This is a genomic window from Rhizobium sp. PAMB 3182 (assembly GCF_052908355.1).
On record NZ_CM128607.1, the window covers coordinates 315,654 to 336,531 of the forward strand.

The window sequence follows — 20,878 nt, forward strand, 5'->3', positions numbered from 1 at the left end:
TTCGTCTGCCGCCAACCCCTGATGCCCCCGCCTCGGGTTTCTATTCCGCCGGTTCGCCCGCCGCAGGCCCGTACCTCTGGCCCCGCCGCATGTAGATCGGCTCGAACGCGCCTTCCTGGCGTATCTCCATCTTGCCCTCGCGCACAAGCTCCAGCGAGGCCGCAAAGGCGCTGGCGATCGCCGTCACCCGGTCTTCCGGCGCGACCATGTAGCGGATCAGATATTGCTCCAGCCCGGTCCAGTCGGCGATTTCGCCGATCATCCGCGTGAGGATCTGGCGCGCGTCGACCAGCGACCAGACGCGCCGGCGGGCAATCGTCACCTGCGTGATCGCCTGACGCTGGCGCAGCGACGCATAGGCCGTCAGGAGGTCGTAGAGGCTCGCATCGAAGGCCGATTTACGGCTTTCGGCGATGTGTTCCGGGGCGCCGCGCTGAAAGACGTCGCGGCCAAGGCGGTCGCGGTTGATCAGGCGGGTTGCCGCCTCGCGCATGGCTTCCAGCCGCTTGAGGCGGAAGGCCAGCGTCGCGGCCATTTCCTCGCCCGAGGGACCTCCATCCTTCGGCTGCTGCGGGATCAGGAGGCGCGATTTCAGATAGGCAAGCCAGGCGGCCATGACCAGATAGTCGGCCGCCAGCTCGATGCGGATGCGCCGCGCCTGCTCGATGAACTCGAGATACTGTTCGGCCAGAGCCAGAACGGAGATGCGGGCGAGATCGACCTTCTGCGTGCGGGCGAGATGCAGCAGCAGGTCGAGCGGGCCTTCGAAGCCCGCCACATCGATCAGCAAAGTCGGGTCGTCGGTCGCCCGGTCGGCCTTGGCATCCTGCCAAAGCTTGTCCATCGGGATCGCCGCCGCCTTGTTGCCGATGATGTTTTCCTTGTTCAATCGCCTCTCCCGGTCAGACCGTTGGCAGCATGGCGTTGAATTCCGCCCTCAGTGCCGCCTCGTCGCCGTCGCTTGCCCTGCCGATCGCCGCTTCGACCTTCTTCGCCCGTTCCAGCGCACGACCGGCCAGCGCCGGCACCTCGCGCGCCACTGCCATCATCTCATCCATGACACCGTTGCAATGCAAGACAATATCACAGCCCCCGGCCGCAATATTGGCTGCCCGCTCGCCGAGCGTGCCTTTCAGCGCGTTCATCGAGGAATCGTCGGACATCAGCAGGCCGTCGAAACCGAGCTTTTCGCGGATGATGCCGTCGATGACCTTGCGTGACGTCGTGGCCGGATTATCCGGGTCGATCGCCTTGAAGACGATATGGCAGGTCATCGCCATCAACTCGTCCTTCATCGCCGCAAACGGAATGAAGTCATGGGCCTGAAGCTCGGAAAGCGAGGTCTCGACCACCGGCAGGTCGTGGTGGCTGTCGGCCATGCCGCGACCGTGGCCGGGAATATGCTTCATCACCGGCAGGACACCGCCGGCCTTCAGCCCTTCCGCCGCGGCCTTACCGAGTGCGGCGACCTTCTGCGGATCCGTGCCATAGGCGCGGTTGCCGATGACATTGCTGGCGCCCTCAACCGGAACGTCGAGCACCGGCAGGCAGTCGACGTCGATGCCGAACCGCGTCAGGTCGAAGGCATGCAGGCGCGACATCAGCCAGGCGGCGCGCAAGCCCTTCTCGCGGTCTTCGTCGTAGAGCGCACCGATGGCCGCGGCCGACGGATAGGCCTGCAGGATCGGCGGCTTGATGCGCTGGACGCGGCCACCCTCCTGGTCGATCAGCACGGGAGCATCGCGGCCGACGCATTCGCGCATTTCGGCGGTCAGGTCGGAAATCTGTTGCGGTTCGGAGATGTTGCGGCCGAACAGGATGAAGCCCCATGGGCGCTCATCGCGATAGAAGGCCTTTTCGTCTTCCGTCAGCTTGAGGCCGCTGCAGCCGAGGATCATTGCTTTTGAGTCGGTCATGACCGGATCATAAAAAGCCGAAGAGCCCGTGGCGAGGGCGCCACGGGCTCATTCACAGCTTAAAGAATCAGTCGACCGTCGATTATCGGGCGACGAGGCAGCTTCCACCGGCAGCCCGATAGCGTTCGCACAAGGCGACGGCCTCGTCCTTGGTCCCTCCGGAAATCCGGACACGATAATAGGTGCCCTTGCCCGCAATATCCGCCTTGACGATCTGCATGCCGCGTCCACCGATGACAGAGGCGAACTTCGTCGCAAGGTTTTTGTAGGACTTCTGGGCTTCCGCTTCAGACGGCAGCGAAGCGATCTGGATGGAATAGGTTCCAGCCGGGATCGTCGTCTGTCCTGCGGCGGGAGTTGCCGCTGCCGCCGGGGCCTGAGCGGCCGGCGTCACGGGTTCCGCTGCGGCCGTCTCGACCGGCCTTGCGGCCGGCGCGGTGTTCTGGTTGTTGACCACCCGAACCGGCTGGTCACCGGGGCGCGGCACCGGCACCGGAGCATTGGCGAGCGCCGGACCGGCCTCTTCCGGCGTATCCGGCGCCATGTCCGGCGAATTCGCGTCGGCTGCGGCGTTGCTGTTGGCCACCTGCTGAAGCGCTTCCGGCGATGCCTCGCTGGCGACCGGCGGCTGGGTTCCGTCGGCATGCATGGTCGTGCCGGCGGCTTCGGCCGGTGCCATGACCGACGGCTGGGCACCGTCACTCTTCTGGGTCACTGTCAACGCTGCGGCGGGCTCTTCCTCGCGGGTCTCCAGCGTGCCGTCCGGACGAACGATCAGTGTTCTGACCTTGCGCGGCGCGACACTGGCATTCTCGGCAGCGGCCTTCGTGCCGTCAGCCGGCTGGCTTTCGCCAGACGGCGTCAGACGCTGATCGTTCGCGCCAGAATCCGCCGTGTCATCCGATTCCCCTTCCATGGGGATCGTGCTCGGCTGCAGCGTCCGCTGCACCACGTCGACCGGCGCTTCGTCGCTCGAGATCAGCGTTCCCTGCGAGGGTTGGTTCTCGGACTTGCCGGAGACCTGGTCATAGACGGCCTGGTCCTGGTTCAACACCGTTTTGCCGCCCTTGTTGGCCGGCTCGGTGCGATAGGCCTCCTTGTCGGCCTTGATGATTTCCGGCTCGCTCGACAGTTCCGGCAGGCTGACTCCGCCCGCCATCCATGTGTAGGCGCCAACGGCACCGGCACCGGCGAGCAGCACCAGCGAGGCGACAACCAGCATGCTGCGCTTCGGCCGGTTGGCCGAAATCGCGGCGACGGAGGGCTGGTGTTCGAGCCTTTCCTCCTCGTACTGGCGGTCGTTATCGATACCGGCCATGGCGGCCGACTGCAGCTCGCGATGAATGTCATCGTTCAGCGCCGTCTCGAAATCCTCGAATTCGAACTCGGTGTCGAACATGTCGGCCGTCTGGGCCGACTCCGTCGCTTTCGACGCCGGTGCTGGCGTGGTCGTCGGCTTCGGGTAATCCGCGATCATCGCCGCCATCTCGGCGTCGACGTCCACCTCGTAGGCGCTGACGGCCGGCCGCGGCTCCTCTTCCGGAACTTCCGGCAGTGCGGGCACATCGAGCGGCGCGATCACTTCGGGCTGTTCTTCGGTCTCCGTGATCATGGCCGGATCGAAGGCCGTTTCCTCGGGCGTGACGTCCATAGGCGGCACGTCGTCTTCCGTCGCATAATGCGGCTCTGATGCCGCAGCCGTCATGACGGGCTCCTGGCGCACCGGCTCGGAAACCTGTGCACGTTCGCTCACCTGTGGCGCTTCCGGCTCCTGCCGTGCCCGCAGGAAGGCGGATGACACGAATTTCGGGATGGCAGCGGCCGCTGCAGCGGTCGCCATCGCCGCAGGGGTCGACATTCTCTGCTCGGCCTCGATGCTCGGCGCCTCGATCGCAGCGTCGTCGACCTCTTCGGCGATCGCCGGCATGGCGATTTCGTCCTCGAGCGCACGTCCGAAATCATGCGTCATCGACGCGCTGATCGAAACGTCGGAGGCTGCGGCATTGGTGCCGAACGGAATCGGGTAACGGGAAATATCGTCGAGCAGGTCATCCTTGCCATGGTTCCAATGGCCGGGATCCTCTTCCGGCAGACCATCGTGCCGATCGTGCTCGGCCTCGAAACCCATGGACGGCGGCTGCGACACCGCCTCTTCCTCGATCGGCTCCTCGACGATTACCGGTTCGGCCGGCACGCCGTCGCGGAAATTCGACACAGGCAGACGGATCGCCGGCTGGTCGTAAGGCATCTCCGGCTGCTGGTGCATATGCGCGCCATCGTCGGCCTCCACCTCGTCGGACGGCTCGTCCGTTTCATCGGCATTGAGTTCGTCGGCAAAGGCGCCAATCGACAGATAGAGTTCGCGCGTCAGTTCGCTTTCGTCGAAGGCATCCAGCGCGTCGGCCTGGGATGACACGGCCTCGGCTGTATCCTCCGCATAGACCTCATGTTCTGCGCTCGCGTCTTCCATCGGCTCGACAGCGGCGGGCTCATCCGCGTAGGATTCGTATGCGGCGACGGGAGCAAGGTCCTCGTCTTCATACGCATCGACCTCTTCCGCGGACGCCTCTTCCGACGGCCATTCGGCGCTTGTCGGCTCAGCCTCGTAAACCGCATGCGGAAGCTCGGCAGGATGTGGAGCGATCGCCTGCGGCGCCGAATCGGATTCGGCCGCAAGAGGCTCCGGCGCCAGCGGATATTCGTCTTCCAGTTGAGGGTGTGCCTGCTCGTCGTCGGAGTCTTCGAACGCATCGTCGATCGACAGCTCGCGCATCAACTCCGCTTCGAGATCGATGACCGGCTCGACGTCGTGGTAGGGCGCCTCAACAGGCTCGACGGCCGCCGGAACGTCTTCGGCAGCCTTTTCCTCGGGAACGGGTTGGGACACAGGCCGCACAGGCTGAGGGTCGAAACCGACAATCCGGGCCAGCTCGGCCAACGGATCATCTTCGGCAAATACAGCCGCCCTCTTGTTCCCCTGACCCGAGTAGTTATTGTCCACCATTACTCATCCAGTCATGTATTTACGCGCATAACTGCCAAGACTTTGTGGGCAAATGTTGGCCGTTATCGCATTTCCTCGGGTGCCGCCGTACCAGTGATGGCAAGACCCGACCGCAGGACCGATGCAACGGCATACACCAGCCCTAGTCTGGCAATGCTCAATTCTCGGTTTTTATCGTTAACAAACCGTAATTCAGGTGCATCTTTACCTTTATTCCAATGCGCATGGAAGGAACTAGCCAGGTCGTAGAGGTAAAAAGCGACCCTGTGAGGCTCCTGAATGCCGGCTGCCGTCTCGATCAGGCGCGGAAACTCCGCAAGTTTGGCGAGCAGCGAGACTTCGCTCGGATCCTGGATCAGCGAAACCCCCTTGCCAAGATCAAGTGATTCGATGTCGACGTCCGGGAACGCCTCCTTCGCCTGGCGGAAGATCGACATGCAGCGGGCGTGCGCATACTGCACGTAGAAGACCGGGTTGTCCTTCGACTGTTCCGTTACCTTCGCGAAGTCGAAGTCCAGCGGTTCCGAGCTCTTGCGGTACAGCATCATGAAGCGAACAGAATCGCGGCCGACCTCGTCGACGACCTCGCGGAGCGTCACGAAATCGCCCGACCGCTTGGACATCTTTACCGGCTCGCCGTTGCGGTAGAGCTTGACGAGCTGGCACAGCAGCACGGTCAGCTTCACAGTGCCGCCGGACACCGCCTTCGCCAGCGCCTCCAGGCGCTTGACGTAGCCGCCATGGTCGGCGCCGAGCACATAGATCATCTCGCCGAAGCCGCGGTCGAACTTGTCCTTGAAATAGGCGACGTCGGCGGCGAAGTAGGTATAGCTGCCATCCGACTTGATCAGCGGCCGGTCGATGTCGTCGCCGACTTCCGTCGAGCGGAACAGCGTCTGCTCGCGGTCTTCCCAGTCTTCCGGAACCTGGCCCTTCGGCGGCGGCAGTACGCCCTTGTAGACATGGCCCTTGAAGGTCAGGTCATTGATCGCGGTACGGATCGGGGCTGCGCCATTGGCATGCAGCGTGCGCTCCGAGAAGAACACCTCGTGCTTGACGTTCAGCGCCTCCAGATCCTCGCGGATCATCACCATCATCGCGTCGATGGCGCGATCCTTGACGATCGGCATCCAGTCGTCCTCCGGCATTTCCAGAAGCCTGGTGCCGTAGTCGGCGGCCAGCGCCTTTCCGACCGGAACGAGATAGTCGCCCGGATAGAGCCCGGCCGGAATTTCGCCGATGGTTTCGCCGAGGGCCTCGCGGTAGCGCAGGTAGACCGAGCGCGCCAGGACGTCGATCTGCGAACCGGCGTCGTTGATGTAATATTCCTTCTCGACAGCGTAACCGGCATAGGCGAGCAGGTTGGCCAGTGCATCGCCGACGACGGCGCCGCGGCAATGGCCGACATGCATGGGCCCGGTCGGATTGGCCGAGACGTATTCGACGTTGACCTTGCGGCCCTCGCCCATGGTCGAGCGACCGTAATCCTCGCCGAGCGCGATCATGGAGGCGAGCAGGCGCTGCCAGTAGCCCGTCGACAGGCGAATGTTGATGAAGCCCGGACCGGCGACCGAAATCTCGGTGACGTCCGGATCTTCCTTCAGCTTGGCGATCAGGATGTCGGCAAATGCGCGCGGATTGGTGCCGAGCGGCTTTGCCAGAACCATGGCGGCATTGGTGGCGACATCGCCGTGGGCCGAATCGCGCGGCGGCTCGACCGTAATGCGGGAAAGATCCACTTCGCTTCGCTTTTCAGAAACAATGTCAATTTCTTCCAAAGCTTTTTTAATTCTTTTGTCGAAGTCGCTGAAAAGGTTCATCTGTTGTGGTCCACGCATGAAAAGAAGCCGGCGAACGCCCCGTTCCCGGCATATTGCCCGCTGCCTATCGCAATTCCGGAGTATGGTCAAACAGGCGCTGATGGGTCTTGATGGCGAAAGTATCGGTCATGCCGGCCAGATAATCGCCGACATGGCGGGCCTTGGCGCCCTCGTTGAGGTTCGGCAGCTGGTCCACCCAGTAGTGCTTCTCCATCAGGCCGGGATCGCTCATATAGGCGCGGAACAGGTCCTTGACGATCTGGGCAGCACCGGCCCGGATGCGCATGATATCCGGATGGCGGTAGATGCGCTTGAACAGCATGCCCTTGATCTCGCGATCGGTCTTCGCCATCGCTTCGGAGAACGTCGCCGTCACCCGGGGAGCAAGCCGAATGTCCTGCGCCCTCTCCGGCTTCACATCGGCAATTCTAGCCTGGGCGACGCCGATCACGTCCTCGATCATGCGGGTGATCTGCCGGCGCATGATCTCGTGGGTGAAGCGGCTGGCCTCCAGCGACGGATAGCGGTCGCGGACCTCTTTCATCAAACCTGCCAGGAACGGGATTTCCTCCAGCATGTCGAAGGTCAGGTAGCCCGACCGCAGGCCATCATCGATGTCGTGGGTGTTGTAGGCGATATCGTCCGAAATCGCCGCAACTTGAGCCTCCAGGCTGGCGAAGGTCGAAAGCTCCAGATCGTGCAATTCGCAGTAATCGAGGATCGGCTTCGGCACAGGATGGCCGTTCAGGCCGGTTCCGTCTGCGGCCATCAGCGGGCCGTTGTGCTTGACAAGCCCCTCCAGCGTCTCCCAAGTCAGGTTCAGACCGTCGAACTCGGCGTAGCGGCGCTCCAGCTTGGTGACGATTCTCAGCGACTGGGCATTGTGGTCGAAGCCGCCATAGGGCGCCAGTTCCTCGTGCAGCGCGTCCTCGCCGGTATGGCCGAATGGTGTGTGGCCGAAGTCATGCACCAGTGCGACGCCTTCGGCGAGATCCTCGTCCAGACGCAGCGCGCGGGCCAGCGCGCGGGCGATCTGCGCCACCTCGATCGTATGCGTCAGCCGGGTGCGGTAGTGATCGCCGTCATTGGCGATGAAGACCTGAGTCTTGTGCTTCAGGCGCCGGAATGCGGTGGTGTGAACGATACGGTCACGGTCGCGCTGGAAGTCGGAGCGCGTCGGACTGGCATTCTCGTTGTAGAGCCGGCCGCGCGTCGTCCACGGATCGGCGGCATAGATCGCCCGCTCGCCCGCTCCAAATCCCAATGCATGCCTGTCGAATGTCATTCCTGCTCCTGCCGCCTCTTCAGCCATTGACGCCGCCTGCCTGTCTTCATACCTATAGCCCTGCAGGGCTTGCAACAGTCAGCGGTCTATGACGGCTATCTGACGCGGGCCTGACATGAAGACTTTCACTCTCCGGACCTTGACCCCGGCAGGAGGACAGCATGAGCGAACCACAGGTAACCCTTTCCGATTCCGCCGCGAAACGCATCGCGACCATTCTCGGCTCCGATCCCGGCAAGACGGCACTGCGCGTCTCCGTCGAGGGCGGCGGCTGTTCCGGCTTTTCCTACAAGTTCGATCTGGTGAACGACCAGACGGACGACGATCTGGTGATCGAGAAAAACGACGCCAAGGTACTGATCGACAGCATGTCGCTCATCTACATGGCTGGATCCGAGATCGACTTCATCGACAACCTGCTCGGCCAGTCGTTCCAGATCGCCAATCCGAACGCGGTCGCCAGCTGCGGCTGCGGCACCAGCTTCGCGATCTGAGTACAACGTTCAGACCGGCAATCGGAAAAGGCCGCGGCTCCTGTCCGCGGCCTTTCGCATATTCGGCTGACGTCTTGTCTATTCGCTGGCGCCTGCCTTCTCCGGAATGACAAGCGAGAGGACGATTGCGGAGAGACCCGCCAGCGTGATCGGGGTCGCAAAGACCTGCTGGACGATCGACGGCAGACCTTTGATCGCATCCGGCACCAGCGTCACCCCCAGGCCCAGCCCGAAGGAGACGGCCATGATGTATATCTTGCGCCGGTCGATCTCCTGGGTGGCAAGGATGCGGATGCCCGCGACCGCGATCGAGCCGAAGAGAACCAGTGTCGCCCCACCGAGCACCGGCTTGGGAATCAGCTGAAAAATGCCGCCGATCACCGGGAAGAAGCCGAGGACGACGAGTATTCCCGCGATGTAGAGGCCGACATGACGACTTGCCACCCCGGTCATCTGGATGACGCCGTTGTTCTGGCTGAAGGTGGTGTTCGGGAAGGTGTTGAAGAGTGCCGCCAGTCCGGAGTTTATGCCGTCGGCAAGGACACCGCCCTTGATCCGCTCCATATACACCTTGCCTTCGACCGGCTCGCCGGAAATGACGGAGTTCGCCGTCAGGTCGCCGGTCGTCTCGATGGCCGTGATGAGGTAGACGAAGGCAATCGGCAGGAACAGGACGAGATCGAAGTCGAAGCCGTATTTCAGCGGCACCGGCAGAGCAAAGATCGGCTGGCTGCCGAAGCTCGAAAAGTTCACCTTGCCGATCAAGGCGGCGACGATGAAGCCGGCGATGAGACCGAGCATGATCGCCGAGATGCGGATCATCGGGTTCTGCTGGAACGTCAGCGTCAGAATGACAGCGACGACGAAGAGGCCGAGCAAGATGTTGACCGGACTGCCGAAGTCGGCCGCCCCTACCCCGCCGGCAAAATCCGTGAAGCCGACCTTGACGAGGCTGAGACCGATCACCGCGATGACGATGCCGGTCACCGTCGGCGTGATGATGCGGCCAAGCTTGTCGATGAACTGGCTGAGCACGACTTCGACAAGGCAGCCGACGAGGCACAAGCCGAAGATCATGGCGAGGATGTCCTCAGGCGTCCCACCTTGCGCCTTGACCCCGAAACCGGCCGCAAGGATCGCACCGAGAAATGCGAAGCTCGTCCCCTGCAGGCTGAGCAGGCCGGAACCGACCGGACCGATGCGCCTGCATTGAATGAAGGTCGCCACGCCCGAGACGAACAGCGACATCGAGATCAGATAGGGAATATGCTCGCCTAGGCCGAGAACACCGCCAATCACCAGCGACGGCGTCGCTATTCCGACGATGCTGGCGAGAATGTGCTGAAACGCCGCCAGGAATGCGGGTCCCGGCGCCGGCACGTCGGCGAGCGCGTAGATAATTTCTCCATCTGCAGTTGCCTGTTTTTCAGTCATGATTGCCCCTTCCAAGGCTGAATTGCCTCTCGAACCCGACAACCGTCCTTAAATGACGGCGCCCGTTTCATAAGACGCAAGGAATATGCCATGGAGGAAAGCGCGCCTGTCGCGTCCGCTCAACACAGCGCGACTGCGGTCGGGGCTTTACTGGGAGGGCGAAGGCAGGTAACCGGTTTACAAACGAGACCGAGAGGACGCCGATGAAGATCGCCACCTGGAACATCAACGGCATCAAGGCGCGGATCGACAATCTGCTCACTTGGCTGAAGGATGCCTCGCCCGACATCGTCTGCCTGCAGGAAATCAAGTCGGTCGACGAAGGGTTTCCGCGGATGGAGATCGAGGCGCTCGGCTATCACGTCGAGACCCACGGCCAGAAGGGTTTCAACGGTGTCGCCATCCTGTCGAAGATGAAGCCCGACGAGGTCAATCGCGGCCTGCCGGGCGACGACAGCGACGAGCAGGCTCGTTTCATGGAGGCCGTGTTCTCCCATGCCGGCGGCGCGTTCCGCGTCTGCTCGATCTACCTGCCGAACGGCAATCCGGCTGACGATCCGGTCAAGTATCCCTACAAGCTCGCCTGGATGGAACGGCTGAAAGCCTTCGCCGAGGATCGCCTCGCGCTCGAGGAACCGCTGATTCTCGCCGGCGACTACAATGTCATTCCCGAACCGCACGACTGCTACGACGTGAAGGCCTGGGAATCAGACGCCCTCTTCCTGCCGCAGACGCGCCAAGCGTTTCGCCGGCTTGAGCACCTCGGGCTGACGGACGCGCTCCGCGCCACGACGGACGGCGTTCCGGCCTATACGTTCTGGGATTACCAGGCAGGCGCCTGGCAGAAGAACAACGGCATCCGCATCGACCATCTTCTGCTGTCGGCGGAAGCGACGGACCGCCTGCAGGCGGTCGAGGTCGACAGCCAGGTTAGGGCCTGGGAAAAGCCGTCCGACCATGTGCCGGTGATCGGCCGATTCGATTTCTGAAGGATCGCCGGGCGCTTCAGGCACCCGATCGTTGACCGTTACTGAGTCGCGCCGGTCTTTTCGAACTTCTGCGCCAGAGCCACCGCATTGCGGCGATCGTCCTCGCTGACGACCGAGAAGGCCTGCTCCTGCATTTCCTGAACCCAGCCGTGATCCTGCGGTGCGCTCAGATCCAGGGCTGCCGTCATGTAGGCGAGGCCGAGAACGCTCTGGCCTTCCTCGAAGATCAGGTTGCCGAACACCGCCATGGCACCCGGATGGCCCTTCTTGCGGGCCTGGTTCAGCCACTTCTTGGCGAGCTTGACGTTTACCTTGCCACCTTCGCCGGCGAGAATCATGCGGGCGAGCTGGAACTGCGCCTCCGCCACGCCGAAGGTCGCCGCCGCCTGATAGAGCTGGCGTGCCATCGGCAGGTTGACGGTCACCGGGCTGTTGGGAATGCCGTTGTGATAGTAGTTGGCCAGCGACATCAGCGCCGAGACGAAGAAACCGGTATCCTCGGAGCCGGGCTCCACATCCTCGGAGGCGATTTCCGAATAGATCTTGAAGGCCTCGTAGTCGTCTTCGGTGACGCCGTCGCCATAGGCATACATGCTGGCCAGCGCCCAGCGGGAGCCGGTGTGGCCCTTCTCGGCGGCATAGCGATAGGCCTCGACGGCCTCGTCCTTGTGTCCGCTCTGATAGGCCTTGAAGCCGAGCTTGAACACGTCGAACGGTTTCGAGGCACTGTCGGCCTCGGGAATGTCGAAGGCGAACGCACTGCCCCCGGCGGCGCACAGCGCCAGCGGCAGGGAGACCAGCAAGACCTTCAGGGATTTCAACTCAAGCGTTACCATCAACAACAAGCCGTTTCTTTTGCTGCTCCGGACTGGGGAGCAATCTTCAAGCGCGAATGTTCATGCCCGTGTCCCTCGCCAGTCAGGCGGATGGGACGACACTCGGCCGTGCGGCGAAAAATGCTGGTCTTTTTTGCGAAACCATCTCGGCGACCGGCCACCACCCATCGCGACAGAGTCCCTGCGGAGCAAAGTTCTTTTGCCTCCGCCCGCCCCGCAGTTTTCTGCGAAGCACAAACCGTAACCGGCTGCAAACAAGCCTTCCGGTATCGGGTTTTCAATTTCCACCACCCATTTTTTACGCTGCGCTTTCTTACCGCGCTGTGTCTGACGTCACATTTGCTCTTCGTTTGTGGCGGGAAATAGACATTCCCCCTCGCCACGCATCATAGAACAACTGTCATAAAAAAGTGTTGCGATTTCGTCACATTGCGGTTGCGTTGCAACACGGTCTTGCGGGACGAAAAAACCCGGCCGCGAGGCCGGGTTTTTCTGAAAAGTGGAAAGCAAGATCAGAACTTGACCTTTAGGGATGTCGAAAGGGCCAGCACGAGATCGTTGCCGAAGTCGTAGGAGGCGTCCGTGCCGTAGCCGTCAACCTCGCCAACGCTGCCGCTGGTCAGGAGACCAACCGCACCGCCGAGCCGCAACTCGACGTTTTCGGTCGGGGTCCACGCCGTCCCAACGCTCACGTACCAGGAGTCCGTCTGCGAGGTGAGGCCGGTGGTCGTGCCGCGATCCCAGGTAAGGCTGACCGCGCCGCTCCACTGATCGTTGAACTTGTGACCGATGCCGCCCGTGATGGTCCAGCCGTCGCGGTAGAGAAGATCGAGTGAGGTCGCCTCCGCGCCGTTGGCATTGAGATAGAATGGAATGCTCTGGAGTTGGCTCCAATCAGTCCATTTAACGGAACCAAACGCCAACCAGTCAGGCGCGATGCCGCTTTGAACTTTCAACTCCAGGGTATCCGGCATCTTCGCTGTTCCATGCACGTCCCAGACGCTACCGCCCAACGACGTGTAGGCACTGTTCACGCTGGACATGTCGAGGGTACCGGAAATCGTTCCGAGATCGACAGAGCTATTGTAAACCAAACTCGCACGCATCGCGTACTCTGGGATTTCATACGCTACGCCTGCACGCCAGCCCCAACCGTCACCCTTCAGATCGAGACGTCCGATACTGGTGGGATCGGCTGCATAAACCATCGCCTCCTTGAATCCACCCACTTCCTGGTAGAACCCACCACCGATAAGTCGCAGTTGGCCCGGGCCCACGTCAAATTTAACAGAGCATGTTCCTGCGTAGTTGTGGCTGTAAATCTTAATCTCGGTAATGTCATTCGCCCCGGCCCAATCGGTGCCCGGTGCAGAGTTCACACCCCACGGCTCAGAGTAGTCGAGCAAGCAGTCAACGTTCTTGCCCATCCCGAACTTCAAGCCGGCATAGTAGTTTGTGTAATCCTCAGCGCCGTCGGCGGTTGTCGTACCCGTGGAGGTTCCGTTAGAGGCGTCCGTATCCTTGACATTTTTGAACTTCCGGTCCGGATGCACATAGGTGACGTGACTATCGAACGTCACCACAGAAGTGTCAAAAAGGTCGTCAATATTGTAGCCGGCCTCCTCAAGCCCGCCAGCATGAGCCGCCGTGAAGGCGCTCGTCGCCAGAAGTGCAGCCAGAACGCCCTTGATCATGGAATTTGTAGTCATAATTGCCTCTCTCCCGCATTACTGAGCGGATCATTGCCATGATCGCACGAGGAGACAAGCCTGAACTCTCGTGTGGAAAATTCGTATCGCGATCAAAACCTTACGTAAGATTCTGATCCAAATTGGTTAATGAATTCGACGGTGGAAATTCATTCCACGCTCAACCGCCAAGGAGTCTGCGGTTTGGAATTTTTTTTCACAAAGGAAGGAGTTTGTGTCGATTTGACAACAATCAGATTTCCTTTCCTTACGTGCACGTAATTGGCCATCTTCCTGCCCGATTCCGGTTTAAGCCATTCGCACACATACGAAAACACCCGGCCACGAGGCCGGGTATTCTGGTTTGTGGGAGCGTCTGTCTTATCAGGCCGATTCGTTGACCCGGCTGAGCGCAATCTGCAGGCCCTTGAGCTGCGTTTCGAGCTCGTCGAAGCGCTCGCGCTCGGCTTCCACCACCTCGGGCTTGGCATTGGCGACGAACTTCTCGTTGCCGAGCTTGGCGGCGATGCGCGCCTTGTCCTGTTCCGCCTTGCCGATCGCCTTTTCCAGCCGGGCGCGTTCGGCGCCGAGATCGATCAGGTTCCCGAGCGGCAGGCAGGCAGTCGCCTCGCCGACAACGATCTGTGCAGCCCCCTTGGGCGCCGCATCGGCGAACGTCACCGTCTCCACGCGTGCCAGGCGCTGGATGGCCGGCGTATGGCGGCCAACGCGCTCGCGCGTCACGGCATTCGCCCCGACGATCACCAGCGGCGCGGTTGCCGCCGGCGCGACGTTCATTTCCGAACGTACCGAGCGGATGCCGGACACGAGGTCGATCAGCCAGTTGATCTCGTCGGCCGCATGGTCATCGAAATAGAACGGCGTCAGCCAGTCAGCGTGGCAGAGCAGGCTGTCGCGTGCACTGCCCTCGCCCGCCGTATGCGCCCACAGTTCTTCCGTGATGAACGGCATGAAGGGGTGCAGCAGCTTGTAGGTCTCGTCCAAGACATAGGCCGCGCAGACCTGCGCTTCCTTCTTGGCGGCCTCGTCCTCGCCGTTGAAGACCGGCTTCAACAGTTCCAGATACCAGTCGCAGAACTGGTTCCAGACGAAACGGTAAAGGCTCGCCGCCGCATCGTTGAAGCGATAGGCCTCGATGCTTTCGGTCACTTCCTTCGCCGTCCGGCCGAGTTCGGTCAGGATCCAGCGGTTGATCGTCTGCGTGGCGTCTTCCGGAATGAAGTCGGGATCACGCTTGACGCCGTTCATCTCGGCAAAGCGCGTCGCGTTCCAGAGCTTGGTGCCGAAGTTGCGGTAGCCGGCGACACGCGCCGTGTCGAGCTTCACGTCGCGGCCCTGCGCCGCCATGATGGCCAGCGTGAAACGCAGCGCGTCGGCACCGTACTCGTCGATCAGTTCGAGCGGATCGATGACGTTGCCCTTCGACTTCGACATCTTCTGACCGTTCTTGTCGCGCACCAGGGCGTGGACGTAAACGGTGTGGAACGGCTCGACCGGATTGCCGTGCTCGTCCTTCATGAAGTGCAGGCCCATCATCATCATGCGGGCGACCCAGAAGAAGATGATGTCGAAGCCGGTCACCAGCACGTCGGTCTGGTAGTATTTTGCCAGTTCCGGCGTCTCGTCCGGCCAGCCGAGCGTCGAGAATGGCCAGAGCGCCGAGGAGAACCAGGTGTCGAGCACGTCCTCGTCGCGGGTGAGGATGTCTCCCGGCGCGAAGTTCTCGAGCTTGTCCTCGACCCAGGCCTTCCACGGGCCTTCATGGGCGATGTAGTGCTGGATGGCGGCGTCGAGTGCCTCTTCCTCGGTCTTCTCGACGAAGACCTGTCCGTCCGGGCCGTACCAGGCGGGGATCTGGTGTCCCCACCAGAGCTGGCGCGAAATGCACCAGGGCTCGATGTTTTCCATCCATTCGAAGTAGGTCTTTTCCCAGTTCTTCGGAACGAAGTTCGTCCGGCCTTCGCGAACGGACTCGATCGCAGGCTTCGCCAGAGTCTTCGCGTCAGCGAACCACTGGTCGGTCAGCATCGGCTCGATGACGACGCCGGAGCGGTCGCCGAAGGGCTGCATGATCTTCTTGTTCTCGACATAGGGAATGTCGTTGCCTTCGTCATCCTTGACGGTGACGGCGAGGCCTTCGGCATTGATCTGGGCGACGATGCGCTTACGCGCCTCGTAACGGTCGAGGCCGCGATATTCGTCCGGAACCAGGTTGATGGCGTCGACGTCCGACTCGCCCGGCAGCTTGCCGGACCGGGCGATCTCCATCGCCTGCGCCGCGCAGACCGCGTATGGCTCGCCGTCTTCGCGCATGGATGCCTTCTCGTCCATCAGACGATAGAGCGGGATATGGTTGCGGCGGGCGACCTGATAGTCGTTGAAGTCGTGCGCGCCGGTGATCTTGACCGCGCCGGAACCGAAATCCTTGTCCGGATACTCGTCGGTGATGATCGGGATCAGGCGGCGATGCTCCTTCGGGCCGACCGGAATTTCGCAGAGCTTGCCGACGATCGGCGCATAGCGCTCGTCGGAGGGATGAACCGCCACCGCGCCGTCGCCGAGCATCGTTTCCGGACGGGTCGTGGCGATCGAGATGTAGTCGCGCTCTTCCTGGAGGATGACGTTACCGTCGGCATCCTTCTCGACATAGGTGTAGGTCTCGCCACCGGCCAGCGGATACTTGAAATGCCACATATGGCCGTCAGTTTCGCGGTTCTCGACCTCGAGGTCGGAAATCGCGGTCTCGAAATTCGGATCCCAGTTGACCAGCCGCTTGCCGCGGTAGATCAGGCCTTCCTTGTAGAGCGAGACGAAGACTTCGAGCACGGCCTTCGACAGCCCCTCGTCCATGGTGAAGCGCTCGCGCGACCAGTCGCAGGATGCGCCCAGGCGCTTCAGCTGGTTGAAGATGAGACCGCCCGACTGGTCCTTCCATTCCCAGACCTTGTCGATGAAGGCGTCGCGGCCCATGGCGCGGCGGCCCGGCAGCTGGCGTTCCATCAGCTGGCGCTCGACGACCATCTGCGTCGCGATGCCGGCATGGTCCATGCCCGGCTGCCACAGCACGTCCTTGCCGCGCATGCGCTCGAAGCGGATCATGATGTCCTGCAGCGTGTTGTTGAGCGCGTGGCCCATGTGCAGCGAACCCGTCACGTTCGGTGGCGGGATGACGATGCAGAAGCTTTCGGCGCCCGGCCTGGCGTTGGCGCCGGCCTTGAAGGCGTCCGCCTCTTCCCATGCCTTGGCGATTTTCGGTTCGACGGCTGCGGAATCGTAGGTTTTTTCAAGCATTTTCTGATCGCTTCCGGAAATTCTAGGGTTCGAGGTTGTAAACCGGATGGCCTGAATGAAGTCAACAAAAAAGCCGCCGGAAATGCGGCGGCTTCCTGGGGTGTGACGAAGGACCGCCGATCAGCGACGCGGGCCTCGCGCCACCCTTTCGATCTCCTCACGCACGAGACGCTCGACGAGGCTCGGCAGGTTGTTGTCCAGCCAGTCCTGCAGCATCGGGCGCAGCATCTCTTCGGCAATCTCGTCGAGGGAACGCTTCTGCGCACCGTCGACCGCCTGGGCGAGATCCTCGAACGAGCGGGCGACCTGCTGGCCGGCCACGGCCGAAATCAGCCCTCCCCGGTTCGGCGCCGGTGCCTGCGCCACGGCGGGCATCGCTGGAGCCGCCTTCGCTTCGACCGGAGCAACAAGGACGGGCGCGGGCTTTGCCTCGACCGTTTCGCTCGCGACGACAGGGGCCGGAGCAGCCGGTGGCGTCTCGACGGCAGCCAAAGTCGGAGCTGCCGGCGGCGTCTTCGGCTCGGAAGATACGGAGACGGGTGACGGCCGGACGGCCGGGCTTTCCGACGCCTTGTCGGCCGATGAAGTCGGTTCGCGCATTGCAACGGGTTCCGGCGCTGCCGGCTCCGGTGCGCGCGAGCGCATCATTTCCGCATTGCGTTCGGATGCTGCGCGTACGCGTGCAGCGACATCGGCCAGGGACAGGTTCCTGGACGGATCCGCCTGCTGCGGTGCGGCTTCCCGAGCCTCACGGACGGGCTGTGGTGCCATGCGGGCCGGCGCGCCCTGGTTGGCGGCGGACATCGACGGCGTGTAGCTCGACGGGGACCGTTCGACCGCGACCGGCGCCGGCATGATGTCGGCGTGCGGACGGGGTGCCGGAGGCGTTTCCGGCTCTATCGAAAAGGCCGCAAAGGGATCACCGCCGTCATCCGACAGGTGCGAAGGGGCATTGTGCAGCGAAGGTGCCTGCATGGACGTATTCTGCTGGCCGTCGCTCTCCGGATCATTGTTCTCGATGATCTTGCGGATTGATGCCAGGATTTCTTCCATGGACGGTTCACGCGCTACATTTGGCTGGGCCATACTCATCCCCGTTTTCCCGAAAAAACGATCGGACCAGCGAAACAAAGTCCGAATCATGGTCACCTTAGGATACTCATCAGGGGAAAAAAATCACTGCGAATCAATTATCGGGACTGATGCACAGCTTTGTTCGCCGGCATGGTAAACGTCGGAGGCCGGAGGTTGATGTCATCCCCCGGCCTCGCTGACAGACTGCACAACGCAACGGAAACACTACTTGGTGTCAACCGTCCTGAGGCCGATCCACTTGTCCTTGACGGCTTCGTAGTGGTCTTCCGAACGGTATTCGGCAACCTGCAGGCCCTGGCTTGCCACCGTCAGGCGGCCCGTCGCGGCGATAACGGAATAACTTGCCACCACGGCGTCATGCTGGGCAATCACGAGGTTTTCCTTGGCGGACAACACCGTCTGCTGCGAATTGAGGACGTCGAGTGTCGTCTTCTGGCCGACATTGCGCTCCTCGATGACCCCCTTCAATGCCAGCTGCGCGGCGTTGACGGACTTTCCGTTGGCAGAGATGGAGGCCGTCGCGGCGCGCAGCTGCGCATAGGCGGAGACGATCTGCTGGCGGACGCTGGCACGCACCGAGTCCACCATGATGCGCCGCTGGCCGGCGAGTTCCTTGGCCTGGCGGATGCGGCCGTATTCGGCGCCACCCTGATAGATCGGAATGTTGACCTGGGCGGTGATGCTGGCCGATGTGTTGTTGATGTCGTTGACGGACGGATTGGTCGTCAGATGGCGGGTGACGCCACCCTGCAACGTGACGCCCGGAAGCAGAGTGCCTTCCGCCGCCTTGGTATTGTAGTCGGCCTGGTCGACCTGGGCGAACGCCGCCTTCACCGAAGGATGTTCGACCACGCCGATCGCGACCGCCTGATCGACGCTGGCGGGCATCGCCTTGCGGGCGGGCGACGGCTGCTTGATGCCGGTCGGGGTGTCGCCGACGATCTGCACATAGGTGGCCTGGCTGATGGCCAGCTGCGCATTCGCGCTGGCAAGCAAGGCTTCGGCGGAGGCGAGCTGCGCCTCGGCCTGGCTGACGTCCGTGCGGGTTCCCTCACCGACCTGCAGCCGCGCATTGGCCGAGTTCAGCTGCTCGCGCAGGAAGCTCAGGTTCTGCTTGCGGATAGAGACGATCTGCATGTCGCGGGCAATGTCCGCATAGGCCTGGGCTGCCGACAGGAGTATGGAGATTTCATTGGCCTTCAGGCTTTCACGGCTGGCAATGACGCCGGCCTCGGCCGAGCGGACATTGTTGAGCGTCTGGAAGCCGTCGAAAATGGTCTGCGTGATCGTGAACCCCGCATCCGTCTGATGATAGCTGAACTCGGACGCGTTGCCGTTCATGCCGTACACGTCGACAAGGCCCGCCGAAGCGTTGGCGGAGACCTTCGGCCGATAGCCGGCCTTGGCGATCGTCACACCCTCGTCCGTGGCACGCAGCCCGGCGCGCGCGGCGTTGAGATCGGGGTTGTTCTGGTAGGCCTTCGCCATGGCGCCGTAGATGGTCTCGGCGCTCGCCTGTAGGGGCTGAAGGATCAACAATGGCGCAACAGCCGCGGCCAAAGCCGCCTTCCGGTAAAATGACACGATCAACCCACTCCTCAATAAAAACAATCAGCCGCTACACTCGATGACGGAGTACCGTCCAGCCTCGGCCTGCCCCGGATCCTACACTGCAGAAATGCATGCAAATTTCAACAACGCCACGTCGATAACAAACACCAAATGGCTCCGGGTCGGCGAGTCATGCCGGCACGGCTGGGCCGAACATGGTTGCTTTTAGTCAAATGATCAACACCTTATCAGAGTGTTAACATGCGACCGTGGATGGCCGTTGCTGCGGCGCAACAGTTTCGAACGACTTTGATTAAAAAAAGAGGCGGGTATGACACCCGCCTCTTGCATCGAAACCATCACGGAGCTGCCGGCTCGCGGCAAGGAACTCAGAATACGAACTCGGCCACCTTGGCGAAGCCGGGCAGCGGCTTGACTGCGGTATTGAAGTGGGAATTTTCGGCGACCGCGCCGCCTTCCTTCACAAACAGCTTGGCGCGCGAGGCATTGCCGTGGCCAATCACGGCGACCAGCCGGCCGCCTTCGCGCAGCTGACCGAGAATGTCGGCCGGCACCTGATCGACGGCACCGCCGACGAAGATGAGATCATAGGGGGCTTCCGGCGCGTAACCCTTTTCAAGCGGGCCAGTGACGACGGCGACATTGTCATAGCCGAGACGGGACAGGGTTTCCGTCGCGGTTGCCGCCAGCGTCTCGTCGACTTCCAGCGACACGACGGAACTGGCCAGCAACGACAGCAGGCCGGCCGTATAGCCGGTGCCGCAACCGATCTCGAGGACGACATCGTTGCGGGTGATCGCGGCCAGCTGCAAAAGCTTGGCGAGCGGCGACGGCTCCATCACGAATCGTCCGGGCGCCACTTCGATGTCGGTGTCGACATAGGCAAGCGCACGCGATCCGGCCGGCACGAATTCCTCGCGCGGCACGGACAGGAAGGCATTCAGCACCGAATGCGACGTCACGTCGGTGGTCCTGATCTGGTTGTCGACCATTTTGACGCGGGCTGCTTCAAAGTCCATCATATCTAATATGCCTGTGATAAACGGTTCGGGTTTCCTGTCTTGTCTCTTAGTTCCGCCTGCAGCGGCTGGCAAGAGTTTGCGACGGTTTCCTCCGTTTTTGCCCGGCGGCGGTGTGTCACGGGGTTTCCGCCAGCGGCTCGAAGATTTTCCGTTCATACCCTCTTGCGCTCTCCTTTGATCCGTTCTAAACGCCCCGTCACCACCCGCTCTCGCACCTTTGAGAGATACGGACGGCCTCGTGGCGGAGTGGTTACGCAGAGGACTGCAAATCCTTGCACCCCGGTTCGATTCCGGGCGAGGCCTCCACTTTCTCCAATATAGATTGAAAACCTGGCTCACTTCAGCGCGACGTGGCTCAATTGCGGATGTTTTTCCGATTAATCTGGGCTCCCGCGTTTGTCCCGAAACGGA

Annotated in this window: 14 protein-coding genes and 1 tRNA gene; 3 read left to right on the forward strand and 12 right to left on the reverse strand. The window is 62.0% G+C overall.

Annotation, left to right across the window (positions count from 1 at the left end; translation table 11 throughout):
• Nucleotides 1–40 precede the first annotated feature (40 nt).
• The 5 genes from ACU5AZ_RS01685 to ACU5AZ_RS01705 all read right to left on the reverse strand — a co-directional run bounded on the left by ACU5AZ_RS01685 (nt 41) and on the right by ACU5AZ_RS01705 (nt 8,025).
• The gene (locus ACU5AZ_RS01685; RefSeq protein WP_446826083.1) at nt 41–844 is read right to left on the reverse strand and encodes a segregation and condensation protein A; all 804 of its coding nucleotides are present in this window, start codon (nt 842–844) and stop codon (nt 41–43) included.
• Nucleotides 845–902: 58 nt separating this feature from the next.
• Nucleotides 903–1,916 carry a beta-N-acetylhexosaminidase gene (nagZ, locus tag ACU5AZ_RS01690; protein ID WP_446824346.1) on the reverse strand — a complete coding sequence of 338 codons (1,014 nt, stop codon included), beginning with the start codon at nt 1,914–1,916 and terminating at the stop codon, nt 903–905.
• 82 nt (nt 1,917–1,998) lie between these two features.
• Complete coding sequence (locus ACU5AZ_RS01695) at nt 1,999–4,920, reverse strand: SPOR domain-containing protein (RefSeq protein WP_446824347.1); 2,922 nt, start codon at nt 4,918–4,920, stop codon at nt 1,999–2,001.
• A 62-nt stretch (nt 4,921–4,982) separates the two neighbouring features.
• Nucleotides 4,983–6,740 (reverse strand): arginine--tRNA ligase, encoded by a 1,758-nt coding sequence (gene argS, locus ACU5AZ_RS01700; protein ID WP_446824348.1) that lies wholly within the window; start codon nt 6,738–6,740, stop codon nt 4,983–4,985.
• A gap of 64 nt (nt 6,741–6,804) precedes the next feature.
• On the reverse strand, nt 6,805–8,025 hold the full coding sequence (locus ACU5AZ_RS01705; protein ID WP_446824349.1) for a deoxyguanosinetriphosphate triphosphohydrolase: 1,221 nt from the start codon (nt 8,023–8,025) through the stop codon (nt 6,805–6,807).
• Nucleotides 8,026–8,186: 161 nt separating this feature from the next.
• On the opposite strand from ACU5AZ_RS01705, the gene erpA reads away from it, so the two are divergent.
• Entirely contained in the window at nt 8,187–8,519 is a 333-nt protein-coding gene (gene erpA, locus ACU5AZ_RS01710) for an iron-sulfur cluster insertion protein ErpA (RefSeq protein WP_446824350.1), read from the forward strand.
• Between the two features lie 78 nt (nt 8,520–8,597).
• On the opposite strand, the gene ACU5AZ_RS01715 is transcribed toward erpA, so the two are convergent.
• Nucleotides 8,598–9,953 (reverse strand): nucleobase:cation symporter-2 family protein, encoded by a 1,356-nt coding sequence (locus ACU5AZ_RS01715; protein ID WP_446824351.1) that lies wholly within the window; start codon nt 9,951–9,953, stop codon nt 8,598–8,600.
• Nucleotides 9,954–10,156: 203 nt separating this feature from the next.
• Between ACU5AZ_RS01715 and xth the strand changes: the two genes are divergently transcribed.
• Nucleotides 10,157–10,942, forward strand: a complete 786-nt coding sequence (gene xth / locus ACU5AZ_RS01720; RefSeq protein WP_446824352.1) for an exodeoxyribonuclease III — start codon at nt 10,157–10,159, stop codon at nt 10,940–10,942.
• Nucleotides 10,943–10,980: 38 nt separating this feature from the next.
• Here the strand turns inward: xth and ACU5AZ_RS01725 are convergent, their stop codons facing one another.
• From ACU5AZ_RS01725 to ACU5AZ_RS01750, 6 genes are all read right to left on the reverse strand, one after another.
• Complete coding sequence (locus tag ACU5AZ_RS01725) at nt 10,981–11,778, reverse strand: tetratricopeptide repeat protein (protein ID WP_446826084.1); 798 nt, start codon at nt 11,776–11,778, stop codon at nt 10,981–10,983.
• Nucleotides 11,779–12,290: 512 nt separating this feature from the next.
• Nucleotides 12,291–13,487, reverse strand: a complete 1,197-nt coding sequence (locus ACU5AZ_RS01730; RefSeq protein WP_446824353.1) for an OmpP1/FadL family transporter — start codon at nt 13,485–13,487, stop codon at nt 12,291–12,293.
• A 363-nt stretch (nt 13,488–13,850) separates the two neighbouring features.
• The gene (locus tag ACU5AZ_RS01735; protein WP_446824354.1) at nt 13,851–16,778 is read right to left on the reverse strand and encodes a valine--tRNA ligase; all 2,928 of its coding nucleotides are present in this window, start codon (nt 16,776–16,778) and stop codon (nt 13,851–13,853) included.
• Between the two features lie 120 nt (nt 16,779–16,898).
• Entirely contained in the window at nt 16,899–17,864 is a 966-nt protein-coding gene (locus tag ACU5AZ_RS01740; protein ID WP_446824355.1) for a DUF2497 domain-containing protein, read from the reverse strand.
• 213 nt (nt 17,865–18,077) lie between these two features.
• Nucleotides 18,078–19,460, reverse strand: a complete 1,383-nt coding sequence (locus ACU5AZ_RS01745) for a TolC family outer membrane protein (RefSeq protein WP_446826085.1) — start codon at nt 19,458–19,460, stop codon at nt 18,078–18,080.
• A 353-nt stretch (nt 19,461–19,813) separates the two neighbouring features.
• Nucleotides 19,814–20,464, reverse strand: a complete 651-nt coding sequence (locus ACU5AZ_RS01750) for a protein-L-isoaspartate O-methyltransferase family protein (protein ID WP_446826086.1) — start codon at nt 20,462–20,464, stop codon at nt 19,814–19,816.
• A gap of 235 nt (nt 20,465–20,699) precedes the next feature.
• Here ACU5AZ_RS01750 and ACU5AZ_RS01755 point away from each other — a divergent pair.
• Nucleotides 20,700–20,773, forward strand: a tRNA-Cys gene (locus tag ACU5AZ_RS01755).
• The last annotated feature ends 105 nt before the right edge of the window (nt 20,774–20,878 follow it).